General features: G+C 73.1%; 24 protein-coding genes. 6 read left to right on the top strand and 18 right to left on the bottom strand.

Annotated features, from left to right (window positions below; all coding sequences use genetic code 11):
- The first annotated feature begins 146 nt into the window (after window positions 1-146).
- Window positions 147-1997, top strand: coding sequence for a serine hydrolase (locus PZB77_RS29930; RefSeq protein ID WP_275495751.1), 1851 nt, complete (start codon window positions 147-149; stop codon window positions 1995-1997).
- 159 nt (window positions 1998-2156) lie between these two features.
- On the opposite strand, the gene PZB77_RS29925 is transcribed toward PZB77_RS29930, so the two are convergent.
- From PZB77_RS29925 to PZB77_RS29905, 5 genes are all read right to left on the bottom strand, one after another.
- The gene (locus PZB77_RS29925) at window positions 2157-2588 is read right to left on the bottom strand and encodes a DUF6083 domain-containing protein (protein ID WP_275495750.1); all 432 of its coding nucleotides are present in this window, start codon (window positions 2586-2588) and stop codon (window positions 2157-2159) included.
- Window positions 2589-2961: 373 nt separating this feature from the next.
- Window positions 2962-5265 carry a serine/threonine-protein kinase gene (locus PZB77_RS29920; protein WP_275495749.1) on the bottom strand — a complete coding sequence of 768 codons (2304 nt, stop codon included), beginning with the start codon at window positions 5263-5265 and terminating at the stop codon, window positions 2962-2964.
- A 67-nt stretch (window positions 5266-5332) separates the two neighbouring features.
- Complete coding sequence (locus PZB77_RS29915) at window positions 5333-6127, bottom strand: oxygenase MpaB family protein (RefSeq protein ID WP_275496280.1); 795 nt, start codon at window positions 6125-6127, stop codon at window positions 5333-5335.
- Window positions 6128-6396: 269 nt separating this feature from the next.
- The gene (locus PZB77_RS29910; RefSeq protein WP_275495748.1) at window positions 6397-7572 is read right to left on the bottom strand and encodes a methyltransferase; all 1176 of its coding nucleotides are present in this window, start codon (window positions 7570-7572) and stop codon (window positions 6397-6399) included.
- Between the two features lie 71 nt (window positions 7573-7643).
- Entirely contained in the window at window positions 7644-7868 is a 225-nt protein-coding gene (locus PZB77_RS29905) for a hypothetical protein (protein WP_275495747.1), read from the bottom strand.
- A 257-nt stretch (window positions 7869-8125) separates the two neighbouring features.
- Here PZB77_RS29905 and PZB77_RS29900 point away from each other — a divergent pair, with 257 nt between their 5' ends.
- Window positions 8126-8974 (top strand): endonuclease, encoded by an 849-nt coding sequence (locus PZB77_RS29900; protein ID WP_275495746.1) that lies wholly within the window; start codon window positions 8126-8128, stop codon window positions 8972-8974.
- Between the two features lie 91 nt (window positions 8975-9065).
- Here PZB77_RS29900 and glsA read toward each other — a convergent pair whose 3' ends face one another.
- Both glsA and PZB77_RS29890 read right to left on the bottom strand, forming a co-directional pair.
- Entirely contained in the window at window positions 9066-10388 is a 1323-nt protein-coding gene (gene glsA, locus PZB77_RS29895) for a glutaminase A (protein WP_275495745.1), read from the bottom strand.
- 59 nt (window positions 10389-10447) lie between these two features.
- On the bottom strand, window positions 10448-11029 hold the full coding sequence (locus PZB77_RS29890; RefSeq protein WP_275495744.1) for a DUF1269 domain-containing protein: 582 nt from the start codon (window positions 11027-11029) through the stop codon (window positions 10448-10450).
- Between the two features lie 188 nt (window positions 11030-11217).
- On the opposite strand from PZB77_RS29890, the gene PZB77_RS29885 reads away from it, so the two are divergent.
- Window positions 11218-12333, top strand: a complete 1116-nt coding sequence (locus PZB77_RS29885) for a chemotaxis protein (RefSeq protein WP_275495743.1) — start codon at window positions 11218-11220, stop codon at window positions 12331-12333.
- A 231-nt stretch (window positions 12334-12564) separates the two neighbouring features.
- Here PZB77_RS29885 and PZB77_RS29880 read toward each other — a convergent pair whose 3' ends face one another.
- The 8 genes from PZB77_RS29880 to PZB77_RS29845 all read right to left on the bottom strand — a co-directional run bounded on the left by PZB77_RS29880 (window position 12565) and on the right by PZB77_RS29845 (window position 22631).
- A complete protein-coding gene (locus tag PZB77_RS29880) occupies window positions 12565-14958 on the bottom strand; it encodes a phosphoketolase family protein (RefSeq protein WP_275495742.1) in 2394 nt (797 codons plus the stop codon).
- 91 nt (window positions 14959-15049) lie between these two features.
- Window positions 15050-16471 carry an NADP-dependent succinic semialdehyde dehydrogenase gene (locus PZB77_RS29875; RefSeq protein WP_275495741.1) on the bottom strand — a complete coding sequence of 474 codons (1422 nt, stop codon included), beginning with the start codon at window positions 16469-16471 and terminating at the stop codon, window positions 15050-15052.
- Between the two features lie 154 nt (window positions 16472-16625).
- Complete coding sequence (locus tag PZB77_RS29870) at window positions 16626-17084, bottom strand: ATP-binding protein (protein ID WP_275495740.1); 459 nt, start codon at window positions 17082-17084, stop codon at window positions 16626-16628.
- Window positions 17085-17276: 192 nt separating this feature from the next.
- Complete coding sequence (locus tag PZB77_RS29865) at window positions 17277-19373, bottom strand: xanthine dehydrogenase family protein molybdopterin-binding subunit (RefSeq protein ID WP_275495739.1); 2097 nt, start codon at window positions 19371-19373, stop codon at window positions 17277-17279.
- A 133-nt stretch (window positions 19374-19506) separates the two neighbouring features.
- Window positions 19507-20484 (bottom strand): xanthine dehydrogenase family protein subunit M, encoded by a 978-nt coding sequence (locus PZB77_RS29860; protein WP_275495738.1) that lies wholly within the window; start codon window positions 20482-20484, stop codon window positions 19507-19509.
- Window positions 20481-21077, bottom strand: coding sequence for a 2Fe-2S iron-sulfur cluster-binding protein (locus PZB77_RS29855; protein WP_275495737.1), 597 nt, complete (start codon window positions 21075-21077; stop codon window positions 20481-20483). The genes PZB77_RS29860 and PZB77_RS29855 overlap by 4 nt, the downstream gene beginning before the upstream one ends.
- 47 nt (window positions 21078-21124) lie before the next feature.
- The gene (locus PZB77_RS29850; RefSeq protein WP_275495736.1) at window positions 21125-21514 is read right to left on the bottom strand and encodes a hypothetical protein; all 390 of its coding nucleotides are present in this window, start codon (window positions 21512-21514) and stop codon (window positions 21125-21127) included.
- A gap of 151 nt (window positions 21515-21665) precedes the next feature.
- A complete protein-coding gene (locus PZB77_RS29845) occupies window positions 21666-22631 on the bottom strand; it encodes an LLM class F420-dependent oxidoreductase (protein WP_275495735.1) in 966 nt (321 codons plus the stop codon).
- An 88-nt stretch (window positions 22632-22719) separates the two neighbouring features.
- Between PZB77_RS29845 and PZB77_RS29840 the strand changes: the two genes are divergently transcribed.
- The 3 genes from PZB77_RS29840 to PZB77_RS29830 all read left to right on the top strand — a co-directional run bounded on the left by PZB77_RS29840 (window position 22720) and on the right by PZB77_RS29830 (window position 24307).
- Complete coding sequence (locus tag PZB77_RS29840) at window positions 22720-23049, top strand: DUF6479 family protein (protein ID WP_275495734.1); 330 nt, start codon at window positions 22720-22722, stop codon at window positions 23047-23049.
- Window positions 23042-23194: a hypothetical protein gene (locus PZB77_RS29835; protein WP_275495733.1), complete on the top strand. Its 153-nt coding sequence runs from the start codon at window positions 23042-23044 to the stop codon at window positions 23192-23194. The genes PZB77_RS29840 and PZB77_RS29835 overlap by 8 nt, the downstream gene beginning before the upstream one ends.
- A 288-nt stretch (window positions 23195-23482) precedes the next feature.
- On the top strand, window positions 23483-24307 hold the full coding sequence (locus PZB77_RS29830) for a VOC family protein (RefSeq protein ID WP_275495732.1): 825 nt from the start codon (window positions 23483-23485) through the stop codon (window positions 24305-24307).
- 40 nt (window positions 24308-24347) lie between these two features.
- Here PZB77_RS29830 and PZB77_RS29825 read toward each other — a convergent pair whose 3' ends face one another.
- From PZB77_RS29825 to PZB77_RS29815, 3 genes are all read right to left on the bottom strand, one after another.
- Window positions 24348-24851 (bottom strand): DUF6328 family protein, encoded by a 504-nt coding sequence (locus PZB77_RS29825; protein WP_275495731.1) that lies wholly within the window; start codon window positions 24849-24851, stop codon window positions 24348-24350.
- 53 nt (window positions 24852-24904) lie between these two features.
- Window positions 24905-25186 carry a hypothetical protein gene (locus PZB77_RS29820; protein ID WP_275495730.1) on the bottom strand — a complete coding sequence of 94 codons (282 nt, stop codon included), beginning with the start codon at window positions 25184-25186 and terminating at the stop codon, window positions 24905-24907.
- 295 nt (window positions 25187-25481) lie between these two features.
- A complete protein-coding gene (locus PZB77_RS29815) occupies window positions 25482-25766 on the bottom strand; it encodes a hypothetical protein (RefSeq protein ID WP_275495729.1) in 285 nt (94 codons plus the stop codon).
- Window positions 25767-25959 lie beyond the last annotated feature (193 nt).

The raw sequence follows: 25959 nt of genomic DNA, 5'->3' as shown, positions 1-25959 counted from the left end.
GACCGTCACATGCCTTTCCGTACAACCCCCTACGGCGGAGCGGTGGTGACAGTACTCTCTCCTCCGGAAACTAGTTTCAGGATCGGACACGTTTTCGGAAGTTACTTTCACACGGATGCCGACGCGGATCGAGAGGGGTCACGGACATGACCGGGGACACGGAAGGTTTCGGGATCGGCCGGCGCAGGCTGGGCGGCGGGATACTGGCGCTCGGCGGGGCACTGGCCCTGGCGCCGCTCCCCCTGGCGGGCGTGGCGGCGGGCGCGGAGACCGGGGTGCGGGCCCCGGACGCGCCCACGGGAAAGGGACCGGGTATGACGGCAGCGGCGAAGCACCCCACCCTCCGCCACGGCACCGCCGGGCGCGCCGGCCTGATCCAAGAGCAGTTGGACGCACTCGTCGGGGTGGCCGAACGCTATCTGGAGGACTCTCCGAACCACCCGTGGTACGCGGGAGCGGTGCTGCTCGCGGCGCGCGGCGGTACGGTCGCCCTGCACCGCCCGATCGGCATGGCGGTCCGGTACGCGGCGTACGACGAGAAGACCGACACGGGCGTGGAGTTCCCCGCCGACCAGCAGGTGCCGATGACCGAGGACACCGTCTTCGACCTGGCCTCGGTGTCCAAGCTCTTCACCTCGATCCTGGCGGTGCAGCAGATCGAGCGCGGCCGGCTGACACTGGAGGCCACGGTCGCCTCCTACCTCCCCGAATTCGCCGGGGGCGGCAAGAGTGACGTGACGATCCGTCAGCTCCTGACGCACACCTCGGGGTTCCGGTCGTGGATCCCGCTCTACAAGGCTCCGACCCGGGAGGGGAAGCTCCAACTCCTCTGGGGCGAAAAGCTGATCGCTCCCCCCGGCACGGCCTACCTCTACTCCGATCTCAACCTGATCTCTCTCCAGCTCGTGCTGGAGAAGATCACCGGCCGCACGCTCGACGTCCTGCTCCACGACGAGGTCACCGGGCCCCTCGGGATGCACCGCACCCGCTACAACCCGCCCGCCTCCTGGCTGCCGGAGACAGCTGCCACGGAGGACGCCCGGCTGCCGTGGTCCGGGCTCGACCGAGGGCTCGTCCGGGGCGAGGTGCACGACGAGAACGCGTACTCCCTGGGCGGGGTCGCCGGTCACGCGGGGGTCTTCTCCCGCGCCTGGGACCTGGCGATTCTCGCCCGCACCCTGCTCAACGGCGGGACCTACGGGCGGGCCCGCATCCTGTCGCGGGAGTCGGTGGAGCTGATGTTCACCGATTTCAACACCTCGTTCCCCGGAGACGCGCACGGGCTGGGTTTCGAACTGGGCCAGCACTGGTACATGGGAGCGATGGCCACCCCGCGCACGGCGGGCCACACCGGGTTCACCGGCACGAGTCTGGTGATCGATCCGACCACCGACTCCTTCCTCATCGTGCTCGGCAACTCCGTCCACCCCGTGCGCAACTGGCGCTCGGGCAGTGCGCCGCGCGTGGCCACCGCGGACCGGATGGCCCGGGCCGTGGCGGTCCGCCCGGAACACGGGCGCCGCGCGTGGTTCTCCGGGATGGCGAGCGCCACCAGTGCGCTGCTGTCGCTGCCCGCCGTGCGCCCCGGATCCGAACGGGCCAGGTTCACGTGCGCGCTCTGGTGGGACACCGAGCCGGACGCCGACACGCTGACGCTGGAGGTCTCCGCCGACGGGGGCGCCGGCTGGCAGCCGGTGCCGTTCACCACGGCGCCGACCGCCACCGGAGGCGGTGGCACGGTGACCGAGCATCCGGCGGGGAGGGTGTCGGGCTGGTCCGGGCGGGTCTGGCACACCGTGGACGCCGGACTCGGCGCCTGGCGCGGCCAGGATCTCCTGCTGCGCTGGCGGTACACGACGGACAAGCTGTACGTCGGGCGCGGTGTGTACGCCGACGCGCTCCGGGTGACCGACGGGCGCCGGGCACTCTTCGACGAAGGGCGCCCGGCCGACGCGGCCCGTGTCACGACCGTCGGCTGGACCCTGTCGGCCGACTGAACGCGGGGTCGGATGCGCGGCGGTCGGCCGGTCACCGATCGAGTAGGCCGCACTGCCCGGGCCCTCGCGGCTCCGGAGCCGGCCCGGGGCCATCGCCCCGGACGGGCAGTCCGGCGCACCGCGTCGGCTTCGCCCGGCCGGCCAGGGGGCGACGCGGCCTCAGTGATCACCCGTGGACGGCCCGTCCTCCGGCAGGTCGAACAGCCGCCCCCTCCTGCGGCTGTTCTCCTGGCGCAGGGCGGTGATCCACAGCCCGAAGTCCTCGGGGCGGAGGTACGGGCAGACGAGCCGGTGCGGGATGCGGCACCGGGTGCCCGGGAGTGGTTCGGCGTCCCAGAGGTTCATGGCGGCACCGTCCGACGTGATGATCCAGCGCCCGTGCGGGGGGACCGTATGGGCCGCGACGGTCGTCCGGGGTTCGAGGAGCACCCAGTGGCCCGGGTAGTGCGTGGGGTAGCGGTCTTGGCGCAGGTCGCAGAAGGGGCAGTCGGGCGAGGCGGGTGGGCGCGGGGCGACGGCGCCTTCGAGGAGGGCCCGGTAGAGGTGGTCGGCGCTGTCCGGACCTGGCGTGGTATTTCCGGTATCCCCCATGCATTCAGGGTCCGGACGGTCCGTCAGGTGCGGTAGGACGCGATCCGGCCGTACCGGAGGGGTCGGGAGAGCGCGGGTGGGGCGCGGCACGACCGTCGAGGCGCTCCGCTGCTCACCGGTCCCACGGGGGCGGGCCGAACCCGTGTCGCCCCGGTTCCTCTGCGGGTGGCGCGGACGGGGTGGCACGTCGTCCCGCCCCTGCTGGGCGCGCTCGGCGATCAGGACGGCCGCGTTCTTCGCGGGCGCTCCGGGCGCGGGGCCGTCGCTGCTGAGCCGCACGGGTCGCCCTCCCCCTGAGGACAGGACACCGAGGGTGAGGGCCGGCCGGTCCGGTGCGGCCGGAGGGTCCCGCGCGGAGGTGACCCGTTTGTCCTCACCGGGACGACGGCGCCCCGGGGCGGGGCGGTGCGGCCGGCCGGTCCGGTCCGGCGGGCGGGGCGCCGGAGCGGAGCTGTTCGAGGCAGTGGGCCTCGTCGTCACGGCTCGCCACCGCGTCGGGGTGGCCGGCGCCGAACAGGCGGGTCCTGGCCTCGGCGACCCTCCGGTAGAGGACGAGCGCTTCCGCCCACCGGCCGAGCCAGCCGAGCGAGACCGCCCGCTCGCGGCAGCTGACGAGGGTGTCGGGGTGGTCGGGACCGAGGGTGCGCTCCCGTGCGGCGAAGACCGCGCTCGCCTCGGCGAGCGCCTCCTCCCATCGGCCGAGGCGGCCGAGGTTGACGCCCAGGCCGTGCCGGGCCCGGAGCGTCTCCGGATCGTCGGGCCCGCCGGCGGCGGTCCGGTCGTGGACGAGGGCGCGGTAGAGCTCGGTCGCCTCCGCGATCCGCCCGAGCCGACCGAGGCAGATGCCGATCTCGTAGCGGGTGGAGAGCGTGTCCGGGTGACCGGCGCCGAGCGCGTGAGTCCGGTCCCGGGCGACCCGCGCGTAGGTGTCCAGCGCCTCCTGCCACCGCCCCGACCGGCCGAGGGCGTACCCCACTTCGAAAAGGCTCACGAGGGTGTCGGGGTGGTCGGCGCCGAGCACCCGTGCGCGCGCCTCGGCGACCCCGCGGAACATCCGGTACGACTCCTCCGCGCGGCCCAGGCGTCCGAGGTTGTACGCCAGGTTGTGGCGACAGCGCAGGGTGTCCGGGTGGTCGGGGCCGGCCGTGCGCTCCCGGGCCGCGAGCACCGCCGCGTACACCCGGTGGGCCTCGGCGTACCGTCCGAGCCTGCCCAGGACGTACGCCGTCTCCTGACGGGCCGCCAGGGTCTCGGGGTGGTCGGGCCCGAACGCCCGTGACCGGCCCTCGGCGACCTGGCCGAACTCCTCCAGTGCCGCCGTGTCGTGTCCGGTGCGGCTGAGGGCGAAGCCCCGTTCGTACCGGCTGGCGAGCGCCTCGGGGTGGGCGGCCCCCAGCAGCCGGGCCCGTTCCGCCGCGACCGCCCGGTGGATCTCGCCCGCCTCCGCCCAGCGCCCGAGGCGCGAGAGGGCGAGACCCGCCTCGTGACGTCCGGCCAGGGACCGCAGGACATCGGCGGCCGGAGCCCCCGGGAGGGCCGGGGACGGTGGTGCGGGGCGGATCCCCGTCGTCCATGCGCCGGTCAGGGCGGCCACGTGGTCGGGCGGGGCGGCGGCCCCGCTCCGCGTACCGGCGACCCGGCGGCCGGTCGTCATCGAGCGGGTCCAGTCGGGCAGCGCCGGGGGCCCTGCGATCGCGGGGGGAAGAGCGGGAGGTCCTGCCGGCGCCGCGAGCGGCGCGGGGGCTCCCGCGAGCGCCGGTGGGAGTGCGGGGACAGCCGCCCGGGAGAGGTGCGGGTGTCCGGCGGGGCCGGTCTCCCGCTCCCCGCCGGTGCGCGCGAGGAGGATGCGCCGGCGCAGGGAGACGGCGTCCTCCGGCCGCTGTCCGGGGGACTTCGCCAGCAGGTCGAGCACGATCCGCTCGAAGTACCCGGGGAGTTCGGCGCGGTGGGTGCGCGGCGGCACCGGTGGAGTGTCCCGGTGGGCGACGAGGATGCCCCAGGCGTCGTCCAGGTCGAACGGCGGTGCCCCGGTGGCGATCTCGTAGAGCACGCAGCCCAGCGAGTAGAGGTCGCTGCGGTGGTCGACGCCGACGCCGCCGATCTGCTCGGGCGACATGTAGTGGGGGGTGCCCATGGAGATGCCGGTACCGGTCAGCTTGGAGGTGAAGCCGATGTCCTGGGCGAGGCGCGCGATGCCGAAGTCGCAGATCTTCACCGTGCCGTCGGTGAGCCGCATGATGTTCGCGGGTTTCAGGTCACGGTGCACGATGCCCTGCCGGTGGGTGTACCCGAGGGCGTCGGCGACCTGTTCGGCGATGTCGATCACGTCGTCGACGGGCAGCGCGCGCCGGCCGTTGTCCTCCAGGAGCTGGCTGAGGTTGCGCCCTTCGAGCAGCTCCATCACCAGGTAGAGGACGCCGTCGTGTTCGCCGAAGTCGTGGACGACGGTGACGCCCCGGTGCTGGAGGGCCGCCGCCACCCGGGCCTCACGGCGGAACCGCTCCCGCAGGACGCGGGTGAAGGAGCGGTCGTGCGGGGGGCCGGACGGCTTGAGGCACTTGACGGCGACGTGGCGGCCCAGCGACTCGTCGCGAGCCCGCCACACCTCGCCCATACCGCCCCGACCGATCAGATCGAGCAGCTGGTACCGGTCCTGGATCAGCCTGGTCTCCGCCATGGTCCGCCGTCGCCCCCGTCGCTCCGCTACGTCCGCGCCCTCCCCGGCGCTCCAGTATGGCGGCCCGTCAGGGAAGTCCGTGCGGGCCGGGGCGGCTCCCGGGGCCGAGGCGGCCCATCGCGGTCACGATGCGCCGGGGTGGCAGCTGCCGGCGCAGGGGTGCGGGCACGGCCCGCAGGAGCCGGCCGGCGGCGCGCAGCCGTCGGTCGACGGTGGCGGCGGGGGGAGCCGGGCGGCCGTACAGGGCGTGCGCGTACGGGGGCAGGGAGTCGTAGGCGAGCGCGGCGAAACGAGGCCAGAGCACCGCCCGGGCGGGCACCAGGGGTGCGGGCACGGGCGGGCGGCGCAGGAAGTCGTCGACCTCCGCGGCTTCCGGAGACGCCGCGAGGTCGGGACGGACCCGCAGGAAGTAGGCGTCGAGCTGTGCGGTGGTGGCGGGCACGGCGGCCGGATCGAGTCCGACGCACCGGGCGCTGCGGCGCTGTTCGTCGACGTACCGGTCGGCGTGCGCGTCGGTCAGGGGGTAGCCGGAGCGGCGCTGGACGTGGAGGTAGGAGGCGATCTCGGCGCAGTGCACCCACAGGAGCAGTTCCGGTTCGTCGACGCCGTAGCGCTCTCCGCTCTCCGGATCGGTGGCGGTGAGGTGGCGGTGGATCCGGCGGACCCGGGCACCCGCCTTCTCCGCGTCCTCGGTGGTGCCGTAGGTGAGGACGCTCACGAAGTCGGCGGTGCGCAGGAGCCGGCCCCAGGCGTCGTTGCGGAAGTCGCTGTTCTGTGTGACGCCCCGGAGGGCGCGCGGGTGCAGCGCCTGGAGGTACAGGGCCCGCACACCGGCCACCCACATCATGGGGTCCGCGTGCATCTGCCAGGTGACCGTACCGGTGCCGAAGAGACCGGGGTCGGGGTCGTTCACGGGTGGGCCTCCAGCTCGGGGCGGGGGCGTGTTCCGGGGTGTGCGGCGGGTCGGAGTGCTGCGCCCGATGGTACGCCGCGCGGGCCGGGCGGCACCGGGGCGTGCTGCGGCCGAGAGCACCCCTGCCCCGGCCCCGGGGACGCCCCACCACGGCTGGGCGCGGGATGGGTGGGGCGGGGTCCGGGGCCGGGCGTCGTGCGCCGGGCCCCGGGGAGGGGTCAGCGCTTCACGGCGCGCAGCACGACGAACTTGGGGTCACCGGCGACGGTGGTGCAGTTGCCGAAGATCCGGCGCAGCTGCGTGTGGTGGCCGAGGTGCCGGTTGCCGACCACCCACAGTTCGCCGCCCTGGCGCAGCGCCGTGCGCGCGCTGACGAACATGGTGCGGGCGGTGGCGTCGGTGGTGGCCGTGTGGGAGTGGAACGGCGGATTGCTGAGGACCAGGTCCACGCTGCCGGGTTCGGTGTCCGACAGGGCGTCACCGACGGCGAACGAGGCTTCGCGCCCGGCGTCCGTAAGGGCCCGGAACGTCTCCTCGGCGGAGGCGACGGCCTGGTAGGACTCGTCGGTGAAGAGGACGGACGCGTCCGGGTTGGCGAGCGCGGCCGCGAGGCCGACGACTCCGTTGCCGCAGCCGAGGTCGACGACCCGATCGGGGCCGGAGCGCGGGGGCAGGTGCTTCAGGAAGAAGCGGGTGCCGATGTCGAGCCGTTCGGCGCAGAAGATTCCGGCGTGGTTGGCGACGGTGCGGCCGGAGGCTGCTCCGATGTCGTCGGGGAGTGCGTACCGCAGCGGCCAGGGGCTGGGGGTCCGGGGCAGGGACGGGTCGGGGGTGGAGAAGATCAGCCGGGCCTTGCGGACCGCGAGCGAGGTGCGGGTCGGGCCGACGATGCGCTCGAAGAGCTTGAGCGTGGAGGTGTGGATCTCCTTGACCATGCCGGCGCCGATGACCACGGTGCCCTCGTGGAGGGAGGGCGCGAGGCGGTGCAGCTGGTCCTCGAGGAACGCGAGGCTCTTGGGCACGCGTACGAGCAGGACGTCGATGCGTTCCGGCGGGGTGTCGCGGGACGACAGCAGGCGCACCGCCCCGGGGTCGACGCCGTTGCGGGCGAGGTTCGCCCGGGTGGCACTCTGCGCCAGGAAGGAATCGGCGATCTGGACGGGACCGTGCCCGGCCAGGACCGTGGAGAGGGCGCCCCAGCGGTCGCCCACCACCACGACAGTGCCGGAGAGGTCGACCGGCCCGGCCGGTCCGGCGGCCCCGGGTTCCGCCGGTCCCTCCAGTCGGTTGAGGAGGTACTCGTCGGCCGCGTCCCAGGCACGGAACGGGTCGCGCGGGTGTTCGGGGAAACGGGCCAGATCGACGGGGCCCTGTGACGTCGTCAAACAGTTCATTGTGCGTTCAGGCTAACCCGGGCGGGAGCACCCGCCGCGCCGTGCGCGCCCCGCCCGGCAGCCCGGCGGTCTCAGGGGAGTCGCTTGTCGATGGCCGAACGGCCTTCCTCGGCGAGCGTGCGCCGGGCCCACTCCATGCTCTGCGGGGTCAGGTCCCGCCCGGAGGCGAGGACGAGGTCCTCGGGGGTGGGCCGGTCGCTCCCCCCGGTGTGGAGCAACCGGTCCGGCGTGATCGCTTCCCGCGCCACCACCTCCGTGTCAGGCGTGGCGGACTGGGATTCGGGGTCTTCGCTCATGCTGCCTCCTCGTCCTTCCCGCAATTCTCACGCCGCGGCGGAGCGCGCGCATCCGTGACCCCTGGGACGGCGGAAACTGCTGGGACCAACGCCTACTTGACCTGCACATGATGAACACGGATTGTTCATCCATCGGGTACGGCGCGTGTGGAAGGCTCCGGAGCAGATCGACCCCAGCCGACCGCGGCGCCCCCTCCTCCCCCGCGCTCCCGGAGGGCGGGCCACGGTCCTCCACGCGCCCCGGAAGGACACCCCACATGTCCCGTCGCCCGAAAATCTACGCGCGTCCACTCCTGGCGGCCCTCGCCTCCGTCCTCGTCCTCACGGGCACCGCCGCGGCCGCTCCGGCCGACGACGGTCCGGCGCCCGCGGCGGTCGCCGTCGCCGGCACCTCGTCCGCGACCGCGGTGACCTCCTCACTCGTCGACACCTACTACGCCAACGCCCTCGGCAAGTCCGGCACCGCCCTCAAGGCGGCTCTGCACACCATCATCAAGAGCCAGACCAAGGTCTCCTACAGCCAGGTCTGGGAGGCGCTGAAGGACACCGACGAGGACCCCGCCCACCCCGGCAACGTCATCCTCCTGTACACCGGCGAGTCCCAGTCCGAGGACGACAACGGCGGAAACGTCGGCCAGTGGAACCGCGAGCACGTGTGGGCCAAGTCGCACGGGGACTTCGGTACGGCGACGGGCCCCGGCACCGACCTCCACCACCTGCGCCCGGCCGACGTCCAGGTCAACTCCATCCGCGGCAACAAGGACTTCGACAACGGCGGCAGCCAAGTGTCCGGTGCCCCCGGCAACTACACCGACGCCGACTCCTTCGAGCCCCGGGACGCGGACAAGGGCGACGTGGCGCGGATGATCCTCTACATGGCGGTGCGGTACGAGGGCGACGACACCTGGGCCGACCTGGAGCCCAACGAGAAGGTGAGCAACGGCTCGGCGCCGTACATCGGCAAGCTCTCGGTACTCAAGCAGTGGAGCCAGGAGGACCCGCCGAGCTCCTTCGAGAAGAACCGCAACGAGGTCATATACAGCGCCTACCAGCACAACCGGAACCCGTTCATCGACCACCCGGAGTGGGTCGAGTCGATCTGGTAGTCCGGCCCGCACCGGGCCGTCACCTGTCGGGAAGCGCCGGGGACGGTGCGCGACCCGGCCGGTGACGGCACCCCCCGGGGGTCCGCTCCCGTCACCGGCCACCTTCCCGGGCGCACCGCGCGGCCGCCTCGGCCCGGGTCGCGAAACGAGGCGGTCCGCCGTCCCGCGGACGGCCGCCGCCGGGCGGGGCGGCCAGCCGTCCGGCGGGGTCGGCGAGGGCCACATGGTGGCCCGCCCGCTCCAGCCGGGCGAGCCCCTGCCGCAGCATCGCGTAGGCCACCGGCTCGATCCCGTCCACCCGCGCCAGGTCCAGCACCACGGACGGGGCGCCGCCGGAGGCCGCCTCGTCGAGTCCGTGGAGCACCCGCTCGGCCGCGGTGAAGTCGAGCGCTCCCTGGGCGGCGACCACCGCCACCTTCCCCGTTTCCCCCGCGACCGGTCCGCCGCCGGGCAGCGGGTCCTCCCCCGTGGTGACGAGCGTGACGGTGGAACCGGGCAGCGCGGGATTGAGCATGAGGTGGAGTCCGAGGCGCTGCGAGAGGGCGGCGAAGGCGGCCCGCCCGCGTACGGACGTTCCGGCGGCGTCGAGCGGCGGGCTGTAGGAGGCGAGCCCGAACCGGGCGGGCCCGGCGGCGATCAGACCACCCGAAACCCCGCTCTTGGCCGGCAACCCGACGCGGAGCAGCCACTCCCCCGACGCGTCGTACATCCCGCAGGTCGCCATGACGGCCAGTACCTGCGCCGCGACCTCCTCGGAGACGACCCGGTCGCCGGTCACCGGATTCTCGCCGCCGTGGGCCAGGGTGGCCGCCATGACCGCGAGGTCCACGGCGTTCACGCGCACCGCGCACTGGCGGAAGTACGTCTGGGTGGCGGTGACCGGATCGACGGGAAGCCGGCCGGCGCTGCGGATCAGGTAGGCCAGCGCCCGGTTGCGGTCGCCGGTCACCGACTCGGAGCGGTACACCGCCTCGTCGACGTCGAGGGGCCGGCCCGCGAACCTGCTCAGGAAGGCCAGGATGCGGTCGAACCGCGGGTGTTCCGGGGTGTCCGGGACGAGGGAGGAGGCGACCAGGGCGCCCGCGTTGACCATGGCGTTGGCGGGCCGGCCGGTGCCGCGCTCCAGGCTGATGGCGTTGAACGCCTCGCCGCTGGGTTCCGCGTTCACCCAGGCCGACACTTCGTCGAGGCCGAGTTCGGCCAGCGCGAGGGCGTAGACGAACGGCTTGGAGACGGACTGCACGGTGAAGGGCGTACGCGCCTCGCCGACGCTGTAGGGATGACCGTCCATGCTCACCAGGGCGAGCCCGAAGGCGTCCGGATCGGCTCGGCGCAACTCGGGGATGTACGACGCCACTTCACCCTGCCGGACTCCGGAGAACCGCGACCGCAGCTCACCGAGGGCGGCGGTCACGGCACCGGCTGCTCCCTCATGGAGAGGGTGTGGGCGAGCCGGGCGCGCGTCCGCCGGACTCACCTTCCCCCGACCGCTCCGGGCGCCGCCCCGCCCCCGGAGTCACGGTCGCGTTCCGCGCCGCCGGCATCCCCGGTGCCTTCCATGTCTTCGACGTCTTCGGCGAAGACGGCGCGGAGTCTCTCCTCGCTCGCGGCGTCCAGGTTGCTGTGCAGCAGTTCGGCTCCGCCCGCGGGGAGCGCCGCGCCGATGCGGTCGGTGATCTCGCTCATGGTGAGCAGGAAGAGCGCGGACGTTCCGGGTGTGACCTCTCTCTTGACCTCGTCGATGAAGGCGTCGTCGATCCCCACGTCGGCGAGCTTGCCGCCGAGCGCCCCGGCGGCGGCGCCGATGGCCGCACCGAGCAGCGGCATCATGAAGAGCAGCCCGAAGAGCATGCCCCAGAAGGTGCCGCCGAGAGCCCCGGCGCCTACCAGATTGCGGAGCTGCCGGGTGCGTGGTGCGGTGCGGTCGGCGGGCCAGCTGACCACCGCCGCGTCGATGATCCTGATGAGCCCCTGCTTCTGAAGGGACTTCAGCGACGCCTCCACGTCCTCGGCGGCGTCGGCCGTCCGGAACTTCCACACGGTGAGGGTGGACATACCGCTACCTCCCGGACACGAGCACGGCACCGATCAGCATCGGCCACAGCAGCTAATTGGCCCATATTAGGATCAAACGGTATGAATTGACTCGTTGAACCATCCGTCCCCGGGAGCGGGGAACGGTCCCGGGCCCCTGCGGACACCGCGCCGGGCCTCCACCGGAGTCGAACCCCTGGGAGGGAACGATGGACACGGACGCCCTGACCACCGGAGTGCTCAAGGAACTGCGGGCGACCCGCGCCTATCCGGTCCTGTCCCTGACGATGCCCACCCACCGCCGCGCCCCGGAGAACGCCCAGGACTCCGTACGGCTGCGCAACCTGGTCGCTGAGGCGTCGAGCCGGCTGGACGCCGATCCGCGGGTGTCGCGGGAGACCGCCGCGGCGCTCCGCGCGCAGCTGGACCGGGCGGTCACCGAGGTGGACGCCCGGCGGGCCCTGGACTCGCTGGTGCTGCTCGTGAGCACGCGGGAGTACCAGATCTGGCAGTTGCCGCGTACGGCTCCCGAACGGGTGGTGCTCAGCGACACCTATCTGACCCGCAACCTGGTCGCGGCCAAGGCGCAGTCCCAGCCGTACTGGGCGCTGACCGTCGCCGCCGACCACGCGGCCCTGTGGGGCGGCACCGCGGACTCGGTGCACCTGGAGGAGAGGGGCGGCTTTCCGCTGACCGCCCCGACCGAGGCGCCGAACCCGCAGCGGATGGAGCGGATCGGGGACACCCCGAGCACCTACAGCGACGAGGAGACCCGCCAGTTCCTCCGTACGGCCGACGAGCGGCTGGGGGCCGTGCTGGACGCGGACCCGCGCCCCCTGTACCTGGTCGGCCTGCCGCCCGCGCTCTCGCTCCTGGACGAGGCGGGCTCACGTGCCCACGCGGCCGTCGGCCGGGTCGCCAAGGGCGCGCCCGCCGACATCGCGCCGGCCGCCCTGCTGGCCGAACTCGGGACGGCGATGGCGGAGCACGCCGAGCGCCGAGCCGCCGAGGTGCGGGCCCGGCTCGACGCCGCGCGCGGGGCCAAGACCTTCGCGGGCGGCCTCGACGAGGTGTGGACCAGCGTCGGGGAGGGCCGCGCCGGGCTGGTCGTGGTGGAGGAGCACTTCCAGCGGACCGCGCGCACGAGCGAGGGGCATCTCGTCCCGGTGGACGCCGAGGAGGCGGCCCCGGGCGACGCGTCGGTGCGCGAGGACGTGGTGGACGAACTCGTCGAAGCCGCCCTGGACAGCGGCGCCGAGGTCGTGTTCCTCCCGGACGGCACCCTGACCGAGCACGGCGGGATCGCGGCGGCGCTGCGTTACTGAGCGCGGCGCCGCGTTGGCGGGGGTGCCGTCCGGGCGCCTCGTCCGGCTCACGCCCCCAGGAGCGCGACCGGGCAGCAGGGCCCGGTGAGTGCGACCGGCGGGGCGAAGGAACTCGCGGTCCCGCCCACGGTGCTCGGGTCGCGCAGGCCGGGCGCGGCACCGGAGACCGGTCCGGGACCGCCCCGGCGCGGGCGGTCCCTTGTGCGGAGGCGGTCCCGGGCGCGGGAGGGGTCAGCCGGTCCAGGACCAGTCGGCCACCTCGGGCATGTCCTCGCCGAACTCGCGGATGTAGTCGTGGTGCCGGGACCGCGCGTCCGCCATGGCCTGGCGTACGGCGACGGCGCGGACCCCGAGGCCGGGTACCCGGTCCACCACGTCCATGACGAGCCGGTACCGGTCGAGGTCGTTGCGGACCACCATGTCGAAGGGGGTGGTGGTCGTGCCCTCCTCCTTGTAGCCGCGCACATGGAGGTTGGCGTGGCCGGCCCGGCGGTAGGCGAGGCGGTGGACCAGCCACGGGTAGCCGTGGTAGGCGAAGATGACCGGCTTGTCCCGGGTGAAGAGCGCGTCGTACTCGTTGTCGGGCATGCCGTGCGGGTGCTCCCCGTGCGGCAGCAGCCGGGTCATGTCGACGACGTTCACCACGCGTACGGCGAGGTCGGGCAGATGGCGCCGGAGCAGGTCGGCGGCGGCCATCGTCTCCAGGGTGGGGACGTCCCCGGCACAGGCGAGCACCACGTCCGGTTCGCGGGTCCCGTCCTCGGTGCCGGCCCACTCCCAGACGCCCGCCCCGCGGGCGCAGTGGGCGCGGGCCTGGTCCATGGTCAGCCAGTCGAACGTCGGCTGCTTCCCGCACACGATCACGTTGACGTAGTCCCGGCTGCGCAGCACGTGGTCGGCGGTGGAGAGGAGGGTGTTGGTGTCCGGCGGCAGGTAGACGCGGACCACCTCGGGGCTCTTGTTGAGGACGTGGTCGACGAAACCGGGGTCCTGGTGCGAGAAGCCGTTGTGGTCCTGGCGCCAGACGTGCGAGGTGAGCAGGTAGTTGAGCGAGGCGATGGGGCGGCGCCAGGCGATCCGACGCGAGGCGCGCAGCCACTTGATGTGCTGGTTGACCATGGAGTCGACGATGTGGGCGAACGCCTCGTAGCTGGAGAACAGTCCGTGGCGCCCGGTGAGCAGGTACCCCTCCAGCCAGCCCTGGCAGAGATGTTCGGAGAGGATCTCCATGACCCGGCCGTCGCGGGAGAGGTGTTCGTCGGTCGGGAGGGTCTTCTCCTGCCAGGCTTTGCCGGTCGCACCGTAGAGGGCGTCGAGCCGGTTGGACGCGGTCTCGTCCGCGCCGACGATCCGGAAGTCCCGGCGCGCGGCGGTCGCGGCCATGACGCCTTCGAGGAGCCGGCCGAGGACCTTGGTGGGTTCGTGGGAGTCGGCGCCGGGCTTGTCGACGGTGACGGCATGGTCGTCGAGCGGGGGCACCGGGAGCTCGCGCAGCAGCAGCCCGCCGTTGGCGTACGGGGTCGCGCCCAGCCTGAGGTCGCCCTCGGGGATCGCGGAGAGCACCGGAGCGGTGGGGCGGCCGGCGTCGTCGAAGAGTTCGTCGGGCCGGTAGGAGCGCAGCCACGCCTCCAGCTGCCGCAGGTGGTCGGGGTTGTCGCGGACCCCGGAGAGCGGGACCTGATGGGCGCGCCAGGTCCCTTCGACGGGCAGTCCGTCGACCTCCCCGGGGCCGGTCCACCCCTTGGGCGTACGCAGCACGATCATGGGCCAGCGGGGGCGTCCGGTGGACCGGCCGCCGCGGGCGGCGCGCTGGTGTTCGCCGATGCGGTCGAGTGCCAGGTCCATCGCGCCTGCGAGCGCCCGGTGCACGTCCGCGGGCTCGTCGCCGCTGACGTGGATCGGGTCGTGGCCGTATCCCCGCAGCAGCTGGTCGAGTTCGGCCTCGGGGAGACGGGCCAGCACGGTCGGATTGGCGATCTTGTACCCGTTGAGGTGGAGGATCGGCAGGACGGCACCGTCGTGCACCGGGTCGAGGAACTTGTTCGAGTGCCAGGAGGCCGCGAGCGGTCCGGTCTCCGCCTCCCCGTCGCCCACCACGCAGGCGACGAGCAGGTCGGGGTGGTCGTAGGCGGCGCCGTAGGCGTGCGCGAGGGAGTACCCCAGTTCGCCGCCCTCGTGGATGGAACCCGGTGTCTCGGGTGCCACGTGGCTCGGCACTCCGCCCGGGAACGAGAACTGCCGGAACAGCGCCGCCATGCCCGTGGCGTCCCGGCTGATGTCGGGGTAGGCCTGCGAGTAGGTGCCCTCGAGCCAGGAGTTGGCGAGGACGGCGGGACCGCCGTGGCCGGGTCCCCAGATGCAGAGCGCCTGTTGGTTCCGTGCCTTGATCACCCGGTTGAGGTGGGTGTGCACGAGGTTGAGTCCGGGCGAGGTGCCCCAGTGGCCCAGCAGCCGCGGCTTGATGTGTTCGCGGGCGAGTGGCTGCTCCAGCAGCGGGTTGGCCATGAGGTAGATCTGGCCCACCGCGAGGTAGTTGGCCGCCCGCCAGTGGGCGTCGAGAGCGGCGAGCTCGTCGTCCGTGAGTGGGGCGGAAAGGGGGGCCGGCTGCCCGGCGGTGGTGGTCACGAGGGGTCTCCTCCTGGAGGGTGGACGGGAGGGCGAAGGGGCGCCGGCCGGCTCCGACGGCCGGGCGTGGGCGGTGGGGGTGGTGGCCGGGTCAGGCCGCGTCGTCCCCCGCGGGGCCGTACCAGACGGTGGTGGCGTTGCAGAACTCCCGGATGCCGTGGCCGGCGAGTTCCCTGCCGTAGCCGGAGTGCTTCACCCCTCCGAAGGGGAGGGCGGGGTGCGAGGCGGTCATGCCGTTGAAGAAGACACCGCCGGCCTCCAGGTCGCGGACGCACCGCTCCATCTCCTGCGGGTCGCGGGTCCACACGTTGGAACTGAGGCCGAACGGGGTGTCGTTCGCGACCTCCAGGGCTTCGTCGAGTCCGGAGACCCGGTAGAGGGTGGCCACCGGGCCGAAGGTCTCCTCGCGGTGGATCCGCATCGCGGGGGTGATGCCGGCCAGGACCGTCGGGGCGTAGAACCAGCCCTTCTCCAGCTCCGCACCGAGGTCCTTCGGCCGTCCCCCGCCGCAGAGGGCCCGCGCTCCCTTCGCCGTGGCGTCGTCGACGAGTTCCTCCAGGTCGGTGCGGCCCTGTTCGCTGGCGAGCGGGCCGACGTCGGTGGACTCCTGGAGCGGGTCGCCGACCGTGAGCGCCCTCATCGCGGCGGTGAAGCGTGTCGCGAAGGCGTCGTACACGTCGGTGTGGACGATGAACCGTTTGGCGGCGATGCAGGACTGGCCGTTGTTCTGCACCCGGGCGGTGACGGCGGTCCTCGCGGCCCGTTCGACGTCGGCGGAGGACAGGACCAGGAACGGGTCGCTGCCGCCGAGTTCGAGCACGGTCTTCTTCACGGTGTCCCCGGCGACGGCGGCGACGGAACGGCCGGCCGGCTCGCTGCCGGTGAGGGTGGCCGCGGCGACGCGGTCGTCCCGGAGGACGGCCTCGATGGCACCGGAGCCGACCAGGAGCGTCTGGAAGGCTCCGGCGGGGAATCCTGCCCGACGGAACAGGTCACCCAGGTAGAGGGCGGTCTGCGGCACGTTCGACGCGTGCTTCAGCAGGCCGACGTTGCCCGCCATCAGCGCGGGTGCCGCGAAGCGGACCACCTGCCAGAGCGGGAAGTTCCACGGCATCACGGCGAGGACGACACCGAGCGGCCGGTAGTGGACCCGCGCGCGGGTGGCACCGGAGTCCTTCACGTCCTCGTCCGAGGGGTGTTCGTCGGCCAGCAGTTCCTCGGCGTGGGCCGCGTACCAGCGCATGGCCTTGGCGCACTTCGCGGCCTCGGCCCGTGCCGCCGCCAGCGGCTTGCCCATTTCGAGGGTCATGGTCCGGGCGATCATGTCGCGGTCCGCGTCCAGGAGGTCGGCGGCCCGGTGCAGCAGGGCTGCCCGTTCGGCAAAACCCGTGGTGCGGTAGGTGCGGAAGGTCTCGTACGCGTTGGCGAGCCGCTGCTCGATCTCCCCGGCGTCGATCGCGTCGTACGTCCTCAGCGTTTCGCCGTTCGCGGGGTTCACCGTCGCGATGGGCATGGCAGTGGCCTCCTTGCATGGTTTCTCCGACCGTCCCGCGCCTTCGCGCCCCGCGCAACGCGGGCCCCGACGCAGCGCCTACCCGGCCGACGCGGATCATGCGCGCCGGAGGCACACGATCCGGATCGGCCGGGCAGGGGTGGCCGGGGCACGGTCAGGCGAGGACCGCGGGAGGCAGCGGGTGGGACTCCGGTGCGCCGTCGGGGGGCGTACGGGGCAGCAGGCCGGTCGCGTGCGGCACCTCGGCGTAGCGGGTGAACCAGACGACTTTGCCGTCGTCGGTCCGGCAGGTGCCCCAGCTGTCGCTGAGCGCCATGACCCGGCTCAGTCCGCCGCCGGCGGCGAGCAGCCTGGGCATCCCCGCTCCGTTGTCGGCCACGGCCACCGTCAGGTGGCGGCCGGTCCAACGGAGCTCGATGACGCACTCGTTGTCCCCGCCGACGTGGCGGTGGACGTTGGTCAGGAGCTCCTCCAGTGCCCGGCACACCGGGCGGACGTGCAGATCGAGACTCCAGTGGCGCAGGTGCGCCGCGACGATGCGCCGCAGCTGGGAAACGCGTTCTGCCGACACCTGCAGTTCGACCAGGTAGTGCCGGTCGAGTGGAACGGTCATCGTCGGGACTCCTCACCGCGAGGCCCACGTGCGCGTCCGTCGGAATCCGACGGCCCCCGAGCACGAAGCGTGAGCGGCCATCACTTCTGTGTCACTCCTCAGGGTGACGCGGGTGGGCCGGGTGCGCAACAGTTGGACCGTCGCCGCCGGTGGACGCGCTCCGGGCGGGGTACGGGCACGAGCCGCACCCCCTCACGGCAGGTACGGCAGGACCTTGTCCGGCGTGAGCGGGAGTTCCGTCAGCCGCGCCCCGGTGGCGTGCCGCACGGCATTGCCGATCGCGGCGGCGGTGCCGACGATGCCGATCTCGCCGATCCCCTTGCTGCCCATCGGGTTGAGGTGGGGGTCGTCCTCGTCGATCCAGTGCGCCTCGACGGCCGGCACGTCGGCGCAGGCCGGTACGTGGTAGGAGGCGAGGTCGCTCGCGGTGAAGTCGCCGTACACGGGGTCGAGGGTGCTGCCCTCGGTGAGCGCCATGCCGATGCCCATGACCATGCCGCCGATGAACTGGGAGCGGGCGGTGCGGGCGTTGAGGATGCGTCCGGCGGCGTAGACGCCGAGCAGCCGCCGCACCCGGACCTCACCGGTGAGCGAGTCGACGGCGGTCTCGGCGAAGTGGGCGCCGAAGGCGTGCCGGGCGTACGGGGACTCCGCGCCGGTCTCCTCGCGGGTGTCGGCGCGCACCGTCAGGCCCTCGGCGGGCAGCGGCCCGGAGTGCGCGGCGATCTCGGCGGCGAGTCGTGCGGCGGCCTTGTGCACCGCCCACCCCCAGGAGGCTGTGCCGGAGGAGCCGCCGGCCAGCGGCGCGTCGGGCAGGTCGCTGTCGCCGAGGACGACCCGGACCCGGTCGGCCGCGGTGGAGAGCGCCGATGCCGCGATCTGGGCGAGGACGGTACGGGCACCGGTGCCGATGTCGGTGGCGTTCACCTCGATGCGGTAGCTCCCGTCGGCGGCGGCGTACGCACAGGCCGAGGAAGGCCCGACGAGGACGGGGTAGGTCGCCGAGGCGACGCCCGTCCCGAGGAGCCAGCGCCCTTCCTGCCGGGTGGCGGGGCGGCGGTCGCGGTCGTCCCAGCCGAAGCGCCGGGCGCCCTCGCGCAGGCAGGCCACCAGGTTGCGGCTGCTGAACGGCTTGCCGGAGTCGGGCTCCGTGGCCGGTTCGTTGCGTACCCGCAACTCGACGGGGTCGATGCCGAGCGCGCAGGCCAGTTCGTCCATCGCTGACTCCAGCGCGTACATCCCGGACGCCTCGCCGGGGGCGCGCATCCACGAGGGGCTGGGTACGTCGAGGGCGGCCACACGGTGCGTGGTCCGGCTGTTCGGGGAGGTGTACATGGTCCGGGCCGGTACGGCGGCCTGCTCCACGAACTCCTTGACGGTGGAGGTGTGGGTGGTGACCTCGTGCGAGAGGGCGGTGATCACGCCGTCGTCGCCCGCGCCGATGCGGACGCGGTGCACGGTGGGCGCGCGGTGGCCGACGACGGCGGGCATCTGCCGCCTCGGCAGCGCGAGCTTCACGGGCCGGCCGGTGTGCAGCGCGGCCATCGCGGCGAGCACCACCTGGGGGCGCGGGGTGCCCTTCGAGCCGAAGCCGCCGCCGACGTGTTCGGAGATCGCGGTCACCCGATCGGTGTCGATCCCGAAGACGGCGGCGAGGGTGTCGCGGACCGTGGTGGAGCCCTGACTGGAGTCGTGGACGGTCAGCCTGCCGTCCGTCCACCGGGCGGTGGTGGCGTGCGGCTCCATGGGGTGGTTGTGCAGAGGGCTGATCCGGTACGTCGTGTCGATGCGGACCCCGGCGTCCTCGAAGGCCCGGGTGAAGTCGCCGCGTTCGCGGACCGCCGGGTAGCCTCCGTTGGCCTTCTCGGGCGTGTAGAGCCCGGGGTGGTCCTCGGAGATCAGGACGTCGTGCGGTTCGCGGGCGTACTCGGTGACGACGGCGTCGGCTCCCGCCCGGGCCGCTTCGAGGCTGTCGGCCACCACCAGCGCGACGTACCAGCCGCGGTGCGGGACCCGGTCGTCCTGGAGCAGCGCGAGGGTCGCGTCGTCGGGCTCCTGGAGGCGGGGCGCGTTCTCGTGGGTGAGCACGGTGTGGACGCCGGGGAGGGCGAGCGCGTCGGCGGTCCGGACGGCGGTCACCCGCCCGCTGGGCACGGTGGCCGGGACGGGCCAGGCGTACAGGCAGTCGGGCAGAGCGTGTTCGACGGCGTAGCGCGCACTCCCGGTGACCTTCTCCCGGGCCTCGCGGCGGACGACGGGAGCACCGAGCGGCTGAGGGGCGTGGCTCATGACGGGTCCTCGGGCAAGGGTTGCGGGGGGGGTGAGGGGACGGTGGGGTGCGCCCGCTACGGCCGGGCGGCACGAGCGGCTCGCACCTGCCGCGCCGGGCCGTGCGGGCGGGCCGCCCCCGGCTGACGCGACATCAGGTGAGTTCGGTGAGGACGTCGACGGTCAGCCTGCGGGCGAGGTCGACCTTGAAGGCGTTGTCGCGCAGTGGTCGGGCGGCGGCGAGTTCGGCGGCGGCGGCCCGGGCGTAGGTCTCCGGGGTGGCGGGGGCGTCCCGCAGGACGGCCTCCGCGGCGGTGGCACGCCAGGGGCGGTGGGCGAGGCCGCCGAAGGCGAGGGCGGCGTGCTGGACGCGGCCGTCGCGCACGGTGAGGACGGCGGCCAGCGAGACGAGGGCGAAGGCGTACGAGGCGCGGTCGCGGACCTTGCGGTAGAGCTGGGCCGAGCCGTCGGGCGCCGGCGGCAGCGTCACCGCGGTGATGAGTTCGCCGGGGCGGATCACCGTGTCCTGGTCCGGGTTCTCCTCCGGAAGCCGGTGGAACGCGGTGACGGGAACGGTCCGTTCGCCTTCCGGTCCGTGGAGTTCGACGGTGGCGTCGAGGGCCGCGAGGGCGGCGGACAGGTCCGAGGGGTGGGTGGCGACGCAGTTCTCGGAGTGGCCGAGTACGGCGAGGTCCCGGTGGGCGCCCTCACGGGCGGGGCAGCCCGTGCCGGGGACGCGCTTGTTGCACGGCTTGGACACGTCCTGGAAGTAGGGACAGCGGGTGCGCTGCAGGAGGTTGCCGCCGGTGGTGGCGGTGTTGCGCAGCTGTCCGGAGGCTCCGGCGAGCAGCGCCTGGGTCAGGACCGGGTACCTCTCGCGCACGAGGGGGTGCGCGGCGAGGTCGCTGTTGCGGACGGTCGCCCCGACGCGCAGTCCGCCGTCCGCGGTGGGTTCGGTGCGGTCCAGGGGCAGCCGGGTGACGTCGATGAGGAGCCCCGGCGTCTCGACGCCGAGCTTCATCAGGTCGACGAGGTTGGTCCCGCCACCGAGGAAGCGGGCGCCGGGGTGACTGGCGCCGGCGCGTACGGCTTCGGTGACGGAGGCGGGTCGCAGGTAGCCGAAGGGTTTCACCGGGCCACGTCCTCGATCGCTTCCACGATGTGCGGGTAGGCGCCGCACCGGCAGAGGTTGCCGCTCATCCGTTCGCGGATCTCCTCGGAATCCAGAGCCGCGGGACCGCCCCCGGCGAGGTCGGACGGCGCGGTGGCGTGCGAGGGGAAGCCGTCCTGCGCCTCGGCCAGCATGCCGACGGCGGAGCAGATCTGGCCCGGGGTGCAGTAACCGCACTGGAGGGCGTCGCGGTCGACGAACGCCTGCTGCACGGGGTGGAGCCGGTCGCCGTCGGCCAGCCCTTCGACCGTGGTGACGCGCGCCCCGTCCTGGGCGACGGCCAGCAGCAGGCAGCTGTTGGCACGGCGGCCGTCGACGAGGACGGTGCAGGCCCCGCACTGCCCGTGGTCGCAACCCTTCTTGGCCCCCGTGAGGCCGAGGTGTTCCCGCAGCGTGTCCAGGAGGGTGGTGCGGTGGTCGAGCGTCACCGTCCGCGCGGCGCCGTTGACGTGCAGGGTGACGGCGGAGCGGTCGGGGAGGGCGGCTCCCCCGGGTCCCGGGGGAGCCGGCCGTGGCGCCGTCCCGGTGTCCTCGTCCGGCCGGTGGGGTTCCATGCGCGGGTGCCTTCCGTTCTGCCCCTCCGGGCGGCGGGGTGGGATGGTCAGCGGCTGGTGAGCCGCAGCCTGACTTCCTGTTCCTGGTCCCCCGCCGACGTACCGGCGCTCTCCACCGTGAACGTCTTGCCGAGGTGTTCCCGCAGCCGGTCGATGGCCCAGTAGCCGCCTTGCGCGTCGACGGTGACCGACCCGTCGAGCGAGGCCCGGCCGGCGGGCTCCTTCGTCGCGGACACGTCGACGGTGGCGGACCACACCGTCGGGCGGGGCCCGTTGGTCTCGGCGGGCGCCTCGGAGGCGGCCCGGTCCGAGGCGAAGGAGTGGCGGAGCACCTCGAACACGGTGCTCGCGTCGGTGGCCGTGCATTCGCTCAGCGAGACCAGGACGTCGTAGTTCTCCTGATGCTCGGAAGCGGTCTTGTCGCTGGTGTTCACCATGGTTCCTTTCTCGGGAGCCGGACGCGGCGGAGCCGGCCCGCTCCCAGGCTCGCCCCGCGGCCGGGAGTCGGCGACACGGGTACGGCAGTCGGCCGAGTGCCTGTCCCGGGTCCTGCCCGCGAAGTCCCGGCGTACGCGTGGGGAATGACCTCTACAGAGTGCGGAGCGCCGGCAGCAGGGTCTTGTGCGCCCAGGAGATGAACGACTGCTGGTGGGCCCCGCCGACCTGGACGAGGGCGATCTCCGTGAAGCCCGCCTCCTGGTAGGCCCGGACGGCTTCGACGAACTCGTCCACGTCGTTGCCGCAGGGGATCGCCCCGGCGACGTCCTCGGCACGGACGTACGCGGTGGCCTGGTCGAACCCGTCCGGCCCCGGGAGTTCGGAGTTGACCTTCCAGCCGCCCACCGACCAGCGGAACTGCTCGTGGGCCCGGGCCACTGCGGCGTTCCGGTCGGGGTCGTAGCAGACGGGGAGCTGGCCGACCGCGGGTTTGCCGGCGCCGCCGTGGCGGGCGAAGGCGTCGAGCAGTTCCGCCTTCGGTTCGGTGGCGATGACGAGGTCGGCCCGTTCGCCCGCGAGTGCGCAGGACGTCGGGCCGGAGACGGCGACGCCGATGGGCACCCGGGTCTCCGGAAGATCCCACAGCCGGGCGTTCTCCACCTGGAAGTGGGTACCGGCATGGTTCACCACGTCGCCGTCGAAGAGAGCACCGATGATCCGCACCGCCTCCTCCAGCATCTCGAGCCGGACCCGGGCGCGCGGCCATCCGGCCCCGGTGACGTGCTCGTTGAGGTTCTCCCCCGAGCCGAGTCCGAGGCGGAAGCGTCCCTCGGAGAGGATCTGGAGCGTCGCGGCCTTCTGCGCGACGACGGCCGGGTGGTAGCGCACGGTCGGGCAGGTCACGTACGTCATGAGGGGGATGGTGGAGGTGGCCTGCGCGGCGGCGCCGAGCACGGTCCAGGCGTACGGGGCGTGGCCCTGCTCGGACAACCAGGGGAAGTAGTGGTCCGAAGTGACGGAGAAGTCGAATCCCGCCCGCTCGGCGGCGACGACGTCGGCCACCAGCTCTCTCGGGCCGGTCTGCTCGGTCATCATCGTGTAGCCAATTTTCACCATATGAAACACCTCTCCCCTTATGTATCGACAAAACATGTATTCAGGTGAATGGCTGTCTGACTGCGGGCGTTCGGGGTATCCGGCTTGCATGGACGTATCAAACGGAGCCCACGCCGCCGCCACCACCACCCTCGCCGACGCGGGACCGATCGGTGTCGGCCTCGTCGTCGTCGCCGTCGCCCTCGTGGCCCTGATCATCGGTGCCTTCTGGTTCGGCATGCGTCGCCGGGACAAGGAGCTGCCGCCCCCGACCCCCGCGGAGCAGCCCGATCCGCCGGCGCACCGGGCGCACATCGAGCAGGAGAACGTGCACGCGGACGACCACTTCCCCGGCGACGGGACCGCCCTGACCCCCTATGAGCTCGGGGAGCAGGACACCGGCACCACTCCGCCGGAGAGCGACCGTCCCCGTGACTGACGGGGTTCGCACCGAGCCCCGGGCCTCCGGCGGCGCCGCGGACGAACCACCCGACGCGAGGGCGGCGGGCACGGTGAGCGGGAACGACGCCGACCGGCGTACCCGGGTCACCGTGCTCGTCGCCCTCGCGCAGCGAATCCGGTGACCGCCGCCGCGAAGGCGGTGGGCGGCCTCCTCTCCGGTTCTCCGGCCCCGCTCTCCGGGGCCGCTCCTCACCTCGACATCACCAACGCCCCGCCCTGCGGCGGGGTATGAGGGCGGGACCGCCGCCGTACTCCCCCGCGCACCCGCGGCGCCCCCATGACGGCACCCTCGGCCGACGGCCGAGGGTGCCGTCCGCGTGTTGCGGGACCGGTCCGGTCGGCCGACGCTGGTTCTGGCCCGGCGGCAGTCGGCAGGCGGGCCCGCCCGACCGGACGAAGGCAGTGTGAACATGACCGGAAGCGCTCCCCGTACGCCCCCCGGCGCCGCCCCGCTGACCGGCGCTGCGGCGCCCTGCTGGGTCAATCTGCTGACCCGGGACCTGGCCGCCGCGCAGCGTTTCTACGGCTCCGCGCTGGGCTGGACGTTCCATCCCAGCAAGCTCGGCCCCGAGTACTCCGTCGCCCGCCGCGACGGCACGCCGCTGGCCGGTCTCGGCGGGGTGTCGTCCTCGTACCAGACGGCCGTCGCCTGGCTCCCGTACTTCTCCGTGCGGGACGCGGACCTCGCGGCCGGCCGTGTCCGGGAGCGCAGCGGGACGGTGGCGGTGGGGCCGTTGACGCTCGGCACGGGACGCGGGGTACTGGCGTCCGACCGCGACGGAGCGGTCTTCGGTCTCTGGGAGCGCCTCACGCCCCCCGCCCCGTCGGCCTCGACCGCCGACCGTTCGTATGCCTGGCTGCGGTTGCGCACCCGCGACGCGTTCGACGCCGCGATCTTCTACGGCGAGGTACTCGACTGGGCCAGTGGCCGCCCCGGCAGTTGCGAGGTCTCCTACGAACAGGAGGAGGTCATCGTGCGCTGCGAGGGCCGTCCGCTGGCGCGGATCAGTTCGGGGGCGGTGGAGGCCGCGCCCGATCCGGTGCTGCGTCCCCACTGGCAGGTGCAGTTCCTGGTGGAGGACGTCGCGGAGACCGCGGAGGCGGTGCGCCGCTCCGGCGGCTCCGTCGTCGCGCACCACGACGTCCGGGGCGGCATCGAGGCGGTGGTGCGCGATCCGGACGGTGCGCTGTTCGGCGTCACGGATGCCATCAGCCCGGAAGCCGCCGGGACCTGATCAGGTCCCGGCGGCTTCCGTGGAGTGCGGACGCGCCGGATCAGGACGACGCCGCTGCGCGGTCCTCACGGTTGTCCCGGGCGATCGCCCAGAGCGGGAAGACGAACCAGCAGACGGCGAACCACAACGCCATGCCGGCGACGAGCCAGAGCGCCAGCTGGTTGTGGAGCGCGACCCGCATGATGAGCAGCAGCGCGCTGCACATGGTGCAGAAGAGCAGAACCAGCCCGAGTATCGTCAGCCGCGCCGCCCAGGCGACGGTCTGCGGCTTCATCCGGCGGCCGGAGAGGAGCCGGTGGTAGGAGACGGGCCCGATGAGCGCGGCGGCGGTGGAGGACCCCAATATGACCGTGACCACGTAGATGGCCTGGTCGGCGTCGCCCAGTTGGGCGAAGCGGGGCTGGAAGACCACGGCGAGCAGGAAGCCGAAGAGGATCTGCACGCCGGTCTGGGCGACGCGCAGTTCTTGGAGCAGTTCCCCCCACTGCCGGTCCGCCCGCTCCTCCAGGCTCTCCTGCCGTCCGTCGTCGCGCGCGTCCGTCACCGGTTTCTCCCCTCATCGACATGCCGACCGGGGCGGCGGCGCCGGTCGGGAACCTACGCCTTCCCTTCACTCGCGCTGGTGAATCCTGCGATGTTCATACCGGTGGAGGTCCTGTCGGCGCGCTCACTCCGACGGACCGGCGGAGGACGTGGAGGGGGTGTCCGGTCGCTCGTGTCCTGGTCGGCGCGGAGGTCACCGGGTCCGATGACCGGGTCGTCGGCGGGGTGTGTCCGGGCCGGCGGGACCGCGGCGGCGGCGGTGGTCACCCCGTACTGGGCGGCCTGGATCCCGTACAGGGTGCGGAACGTCCCCGGGCCGGGGTGGTCGTCGGCCATCAGGGAGTCGAAGGTGCCGCTCTCGACGACCCCGCCGTCCTCCAGTACGTGGATCTCGTCGGCGGCCCGTACGCTCCCGAGCGATGATCGGCGCGGACTCCTTGGCCCTGGCCACCAGCTCCGGCGTCCGGGGATCTTCGAAGACGGACTTCGCCGGCGGCTTGCGGGTCTTCTTCACCCGCACATACGGCATGCGGCCCTCGGCGTGCCAGGGGGCTGACCAGGAACGAGGCGGCGCCGGTCCCGGCCGGCTCCAGCGCGGCGAGCGCCGTCTCCCGGTTCTCCCACAGCTCTGTCAGCGCTTCCCGGGGGGCGTCCAGATCCCGGTGGACAGGTAGCCACTCTCCGCGACACCGGTCCCCAGCACAACGCGGAAGGACAACCGGCGCCACCCGGGCTTGTAGGAGCGGCGCCGGACCTTGCCCTCCACCTTCGGCAGGACCCGGGTACCCGCACGCCAGAACGTCGCGTCCGTACGACGGACCCCGTCCAGGTCCCGGCCGGCCAACACCCTGCCGATCCCGAACACGAGGGATTCGGCGTCCTTCTCCACCTGCCGGTCGAACTTCGTCTGTTCCACGGCTGGGCCCTTTCGTGTGCGTCCCGGCACCTGACACCCAGAAGCGGACTCGAACCGTAAAACGGCTCACCTGTGGACAGAGGACGGCAACTTAAGGGCCGGGCGCGGTGATCTGTGGACGGCCGAGGGCCAGAAACCCCGTACGGAGTCGACAGCGAAGATGGTGTAATCCGCCTCCGCACATACTGAACCG

Source organism: Streptomyces sp. AM 2-1-1 (assembly GCF_029167645.1).
Classification (GTDB): domain Bacteria; phylum Actinomycetota; class Actinomycetes; order Streptomycetales; family Streptomycetaceae; genus Streptomyces.
The sequence above is the reverse complement of the archived record's forward strand: the minus strand, read 5'-3'. Positions and strand labels throughout refer to the sequence as shown.

Bases quoted from the DNA above. Each gene is read 5' to 3' on its own strand.
- PZB77_RS29930 (WP_275495751.1), top strand. From the start codon at position 147: ATGACCGGGGACACGGAAGGTTTCGGGATCGGCCGGCGCAGGCTGGGC.
- PZB77_RS29925 (WP_275495750.1), bottom strand. From the start codon at position 2,588: ATGGGGGATACCGGAAATACCACGCCAGGTCCGGACAGCGCCGACCAC.
- PZB77_RS29920 (WP_275495749.1), bottom strand. From the start codon at position 5,265: ATGGCGGAGACCAGGCTGATCCAGGACCGGTACCAGCTGCTCGATCTG.
- PZB77_RS29915 (WP_275496280.1), bottom strand. From the start codon at position 6,127: ATGCACGCGGACCCCATGATGTGGGTGGCCGGTGTGCGGGCCCTGTAC.
- PZB77_RS29910 (WP_275495748.1), bottom strand. From the start codon at position 7,572: ATGAACTGTTTGACGACGTCACAGGGCCCCGTCGATCTGGCCCGTTTC.
- PZB77_RS29905 (WP_275495747.1), bottom strand. From the start codon at position 7,868: ATGAGCGAAGACCCCGAATCCCAGTCCGCCACGCCTGACACGGAGGTG.
- PZB77_RS29900 (WP_275495746.1), top strand. From the start codon at position 8,126: ATGTCCCGTCGCCCGAAAATCTACGCGCGTCCACTCCTGGCGGCCCTC.
- PZB77_RS29890 (WP_275495744.1), bottom strand. From the start codon at position 11,029: ATGTCCACCCTCACCGTGTGGAAGTTCCGGACGGCCGACGCCGCCGAG.
- PZB77_RS29885 (WP_275495743.1), top strand. From the start codon at position 11,218: ATGGACACGGACGCCCTGACCACCGGAGTGCTCAAGGAACTGCGGGCG.
- PZB77_RS29875 (WP_275495741.1), bottom strand. From the start codon at position 16,471: ATGCCCATCGCGACGGTGAACCCCGCGAACGGCGAAACGCTGAGGACG.
- PZB77_RS29870 (WP_275495740.1), bottom strand. From the start codon at position 17,084: ATGACCGTTCCACTCGACCGGCACTACCTGGTCGAACTGCAGGTGTCG.
- PZB77_RS29865 (WP_275495739.1), bottom strand. From the start codon at position 19,373: ATGAGCCACGCCCCTCAGCCGCTCGGTGCTCCCGTCGTCCGCCGCGAG.
- PZB77_RS29855 (WP_275495737.1), bottom strand. From the start codon at position 21,077: ATGGAACCCCACCGGCCGGACGAGGACACCGGGACGGCGCCACGGCCG.
- PZB77_RS29850 (WP_275495736.1), bottom strand. From the start codon at position 21,514: ATGGTGAACACCAGCGACAAGACCGCTTCCGAGCATCAGGAGAACTAC.
- PZB77_RS29845 (WP_275495735.1), bottom strand. From the start codon at position 22,631: ATGGTGAAAATTGGCTACACGATGATGACCGAGCAGACCGGCCCGAGA.
- PZB77_RS29840 (WP_275495734.1), top strand. From the start codon at position 22,720: ATGGACGTATCAAACGGAGCCCACGCCGCCGCCACCACCACCCTCGCC.
- PZB77_RS29830 (WP_275495732.1), top strand. From the start codon at position 23,483: ATGACCGGAAGCGCTCCCCGTACGCCCCCCGGCGCCGCCCCGCTGACC.
- PZB77_RS29820 (WP_275495730.1), bottom strand. From the start codon at position 25,186: ATGGCCGACGACCACCCCGGCCCGGGGACGTTCCGCACCCTGTACGGG.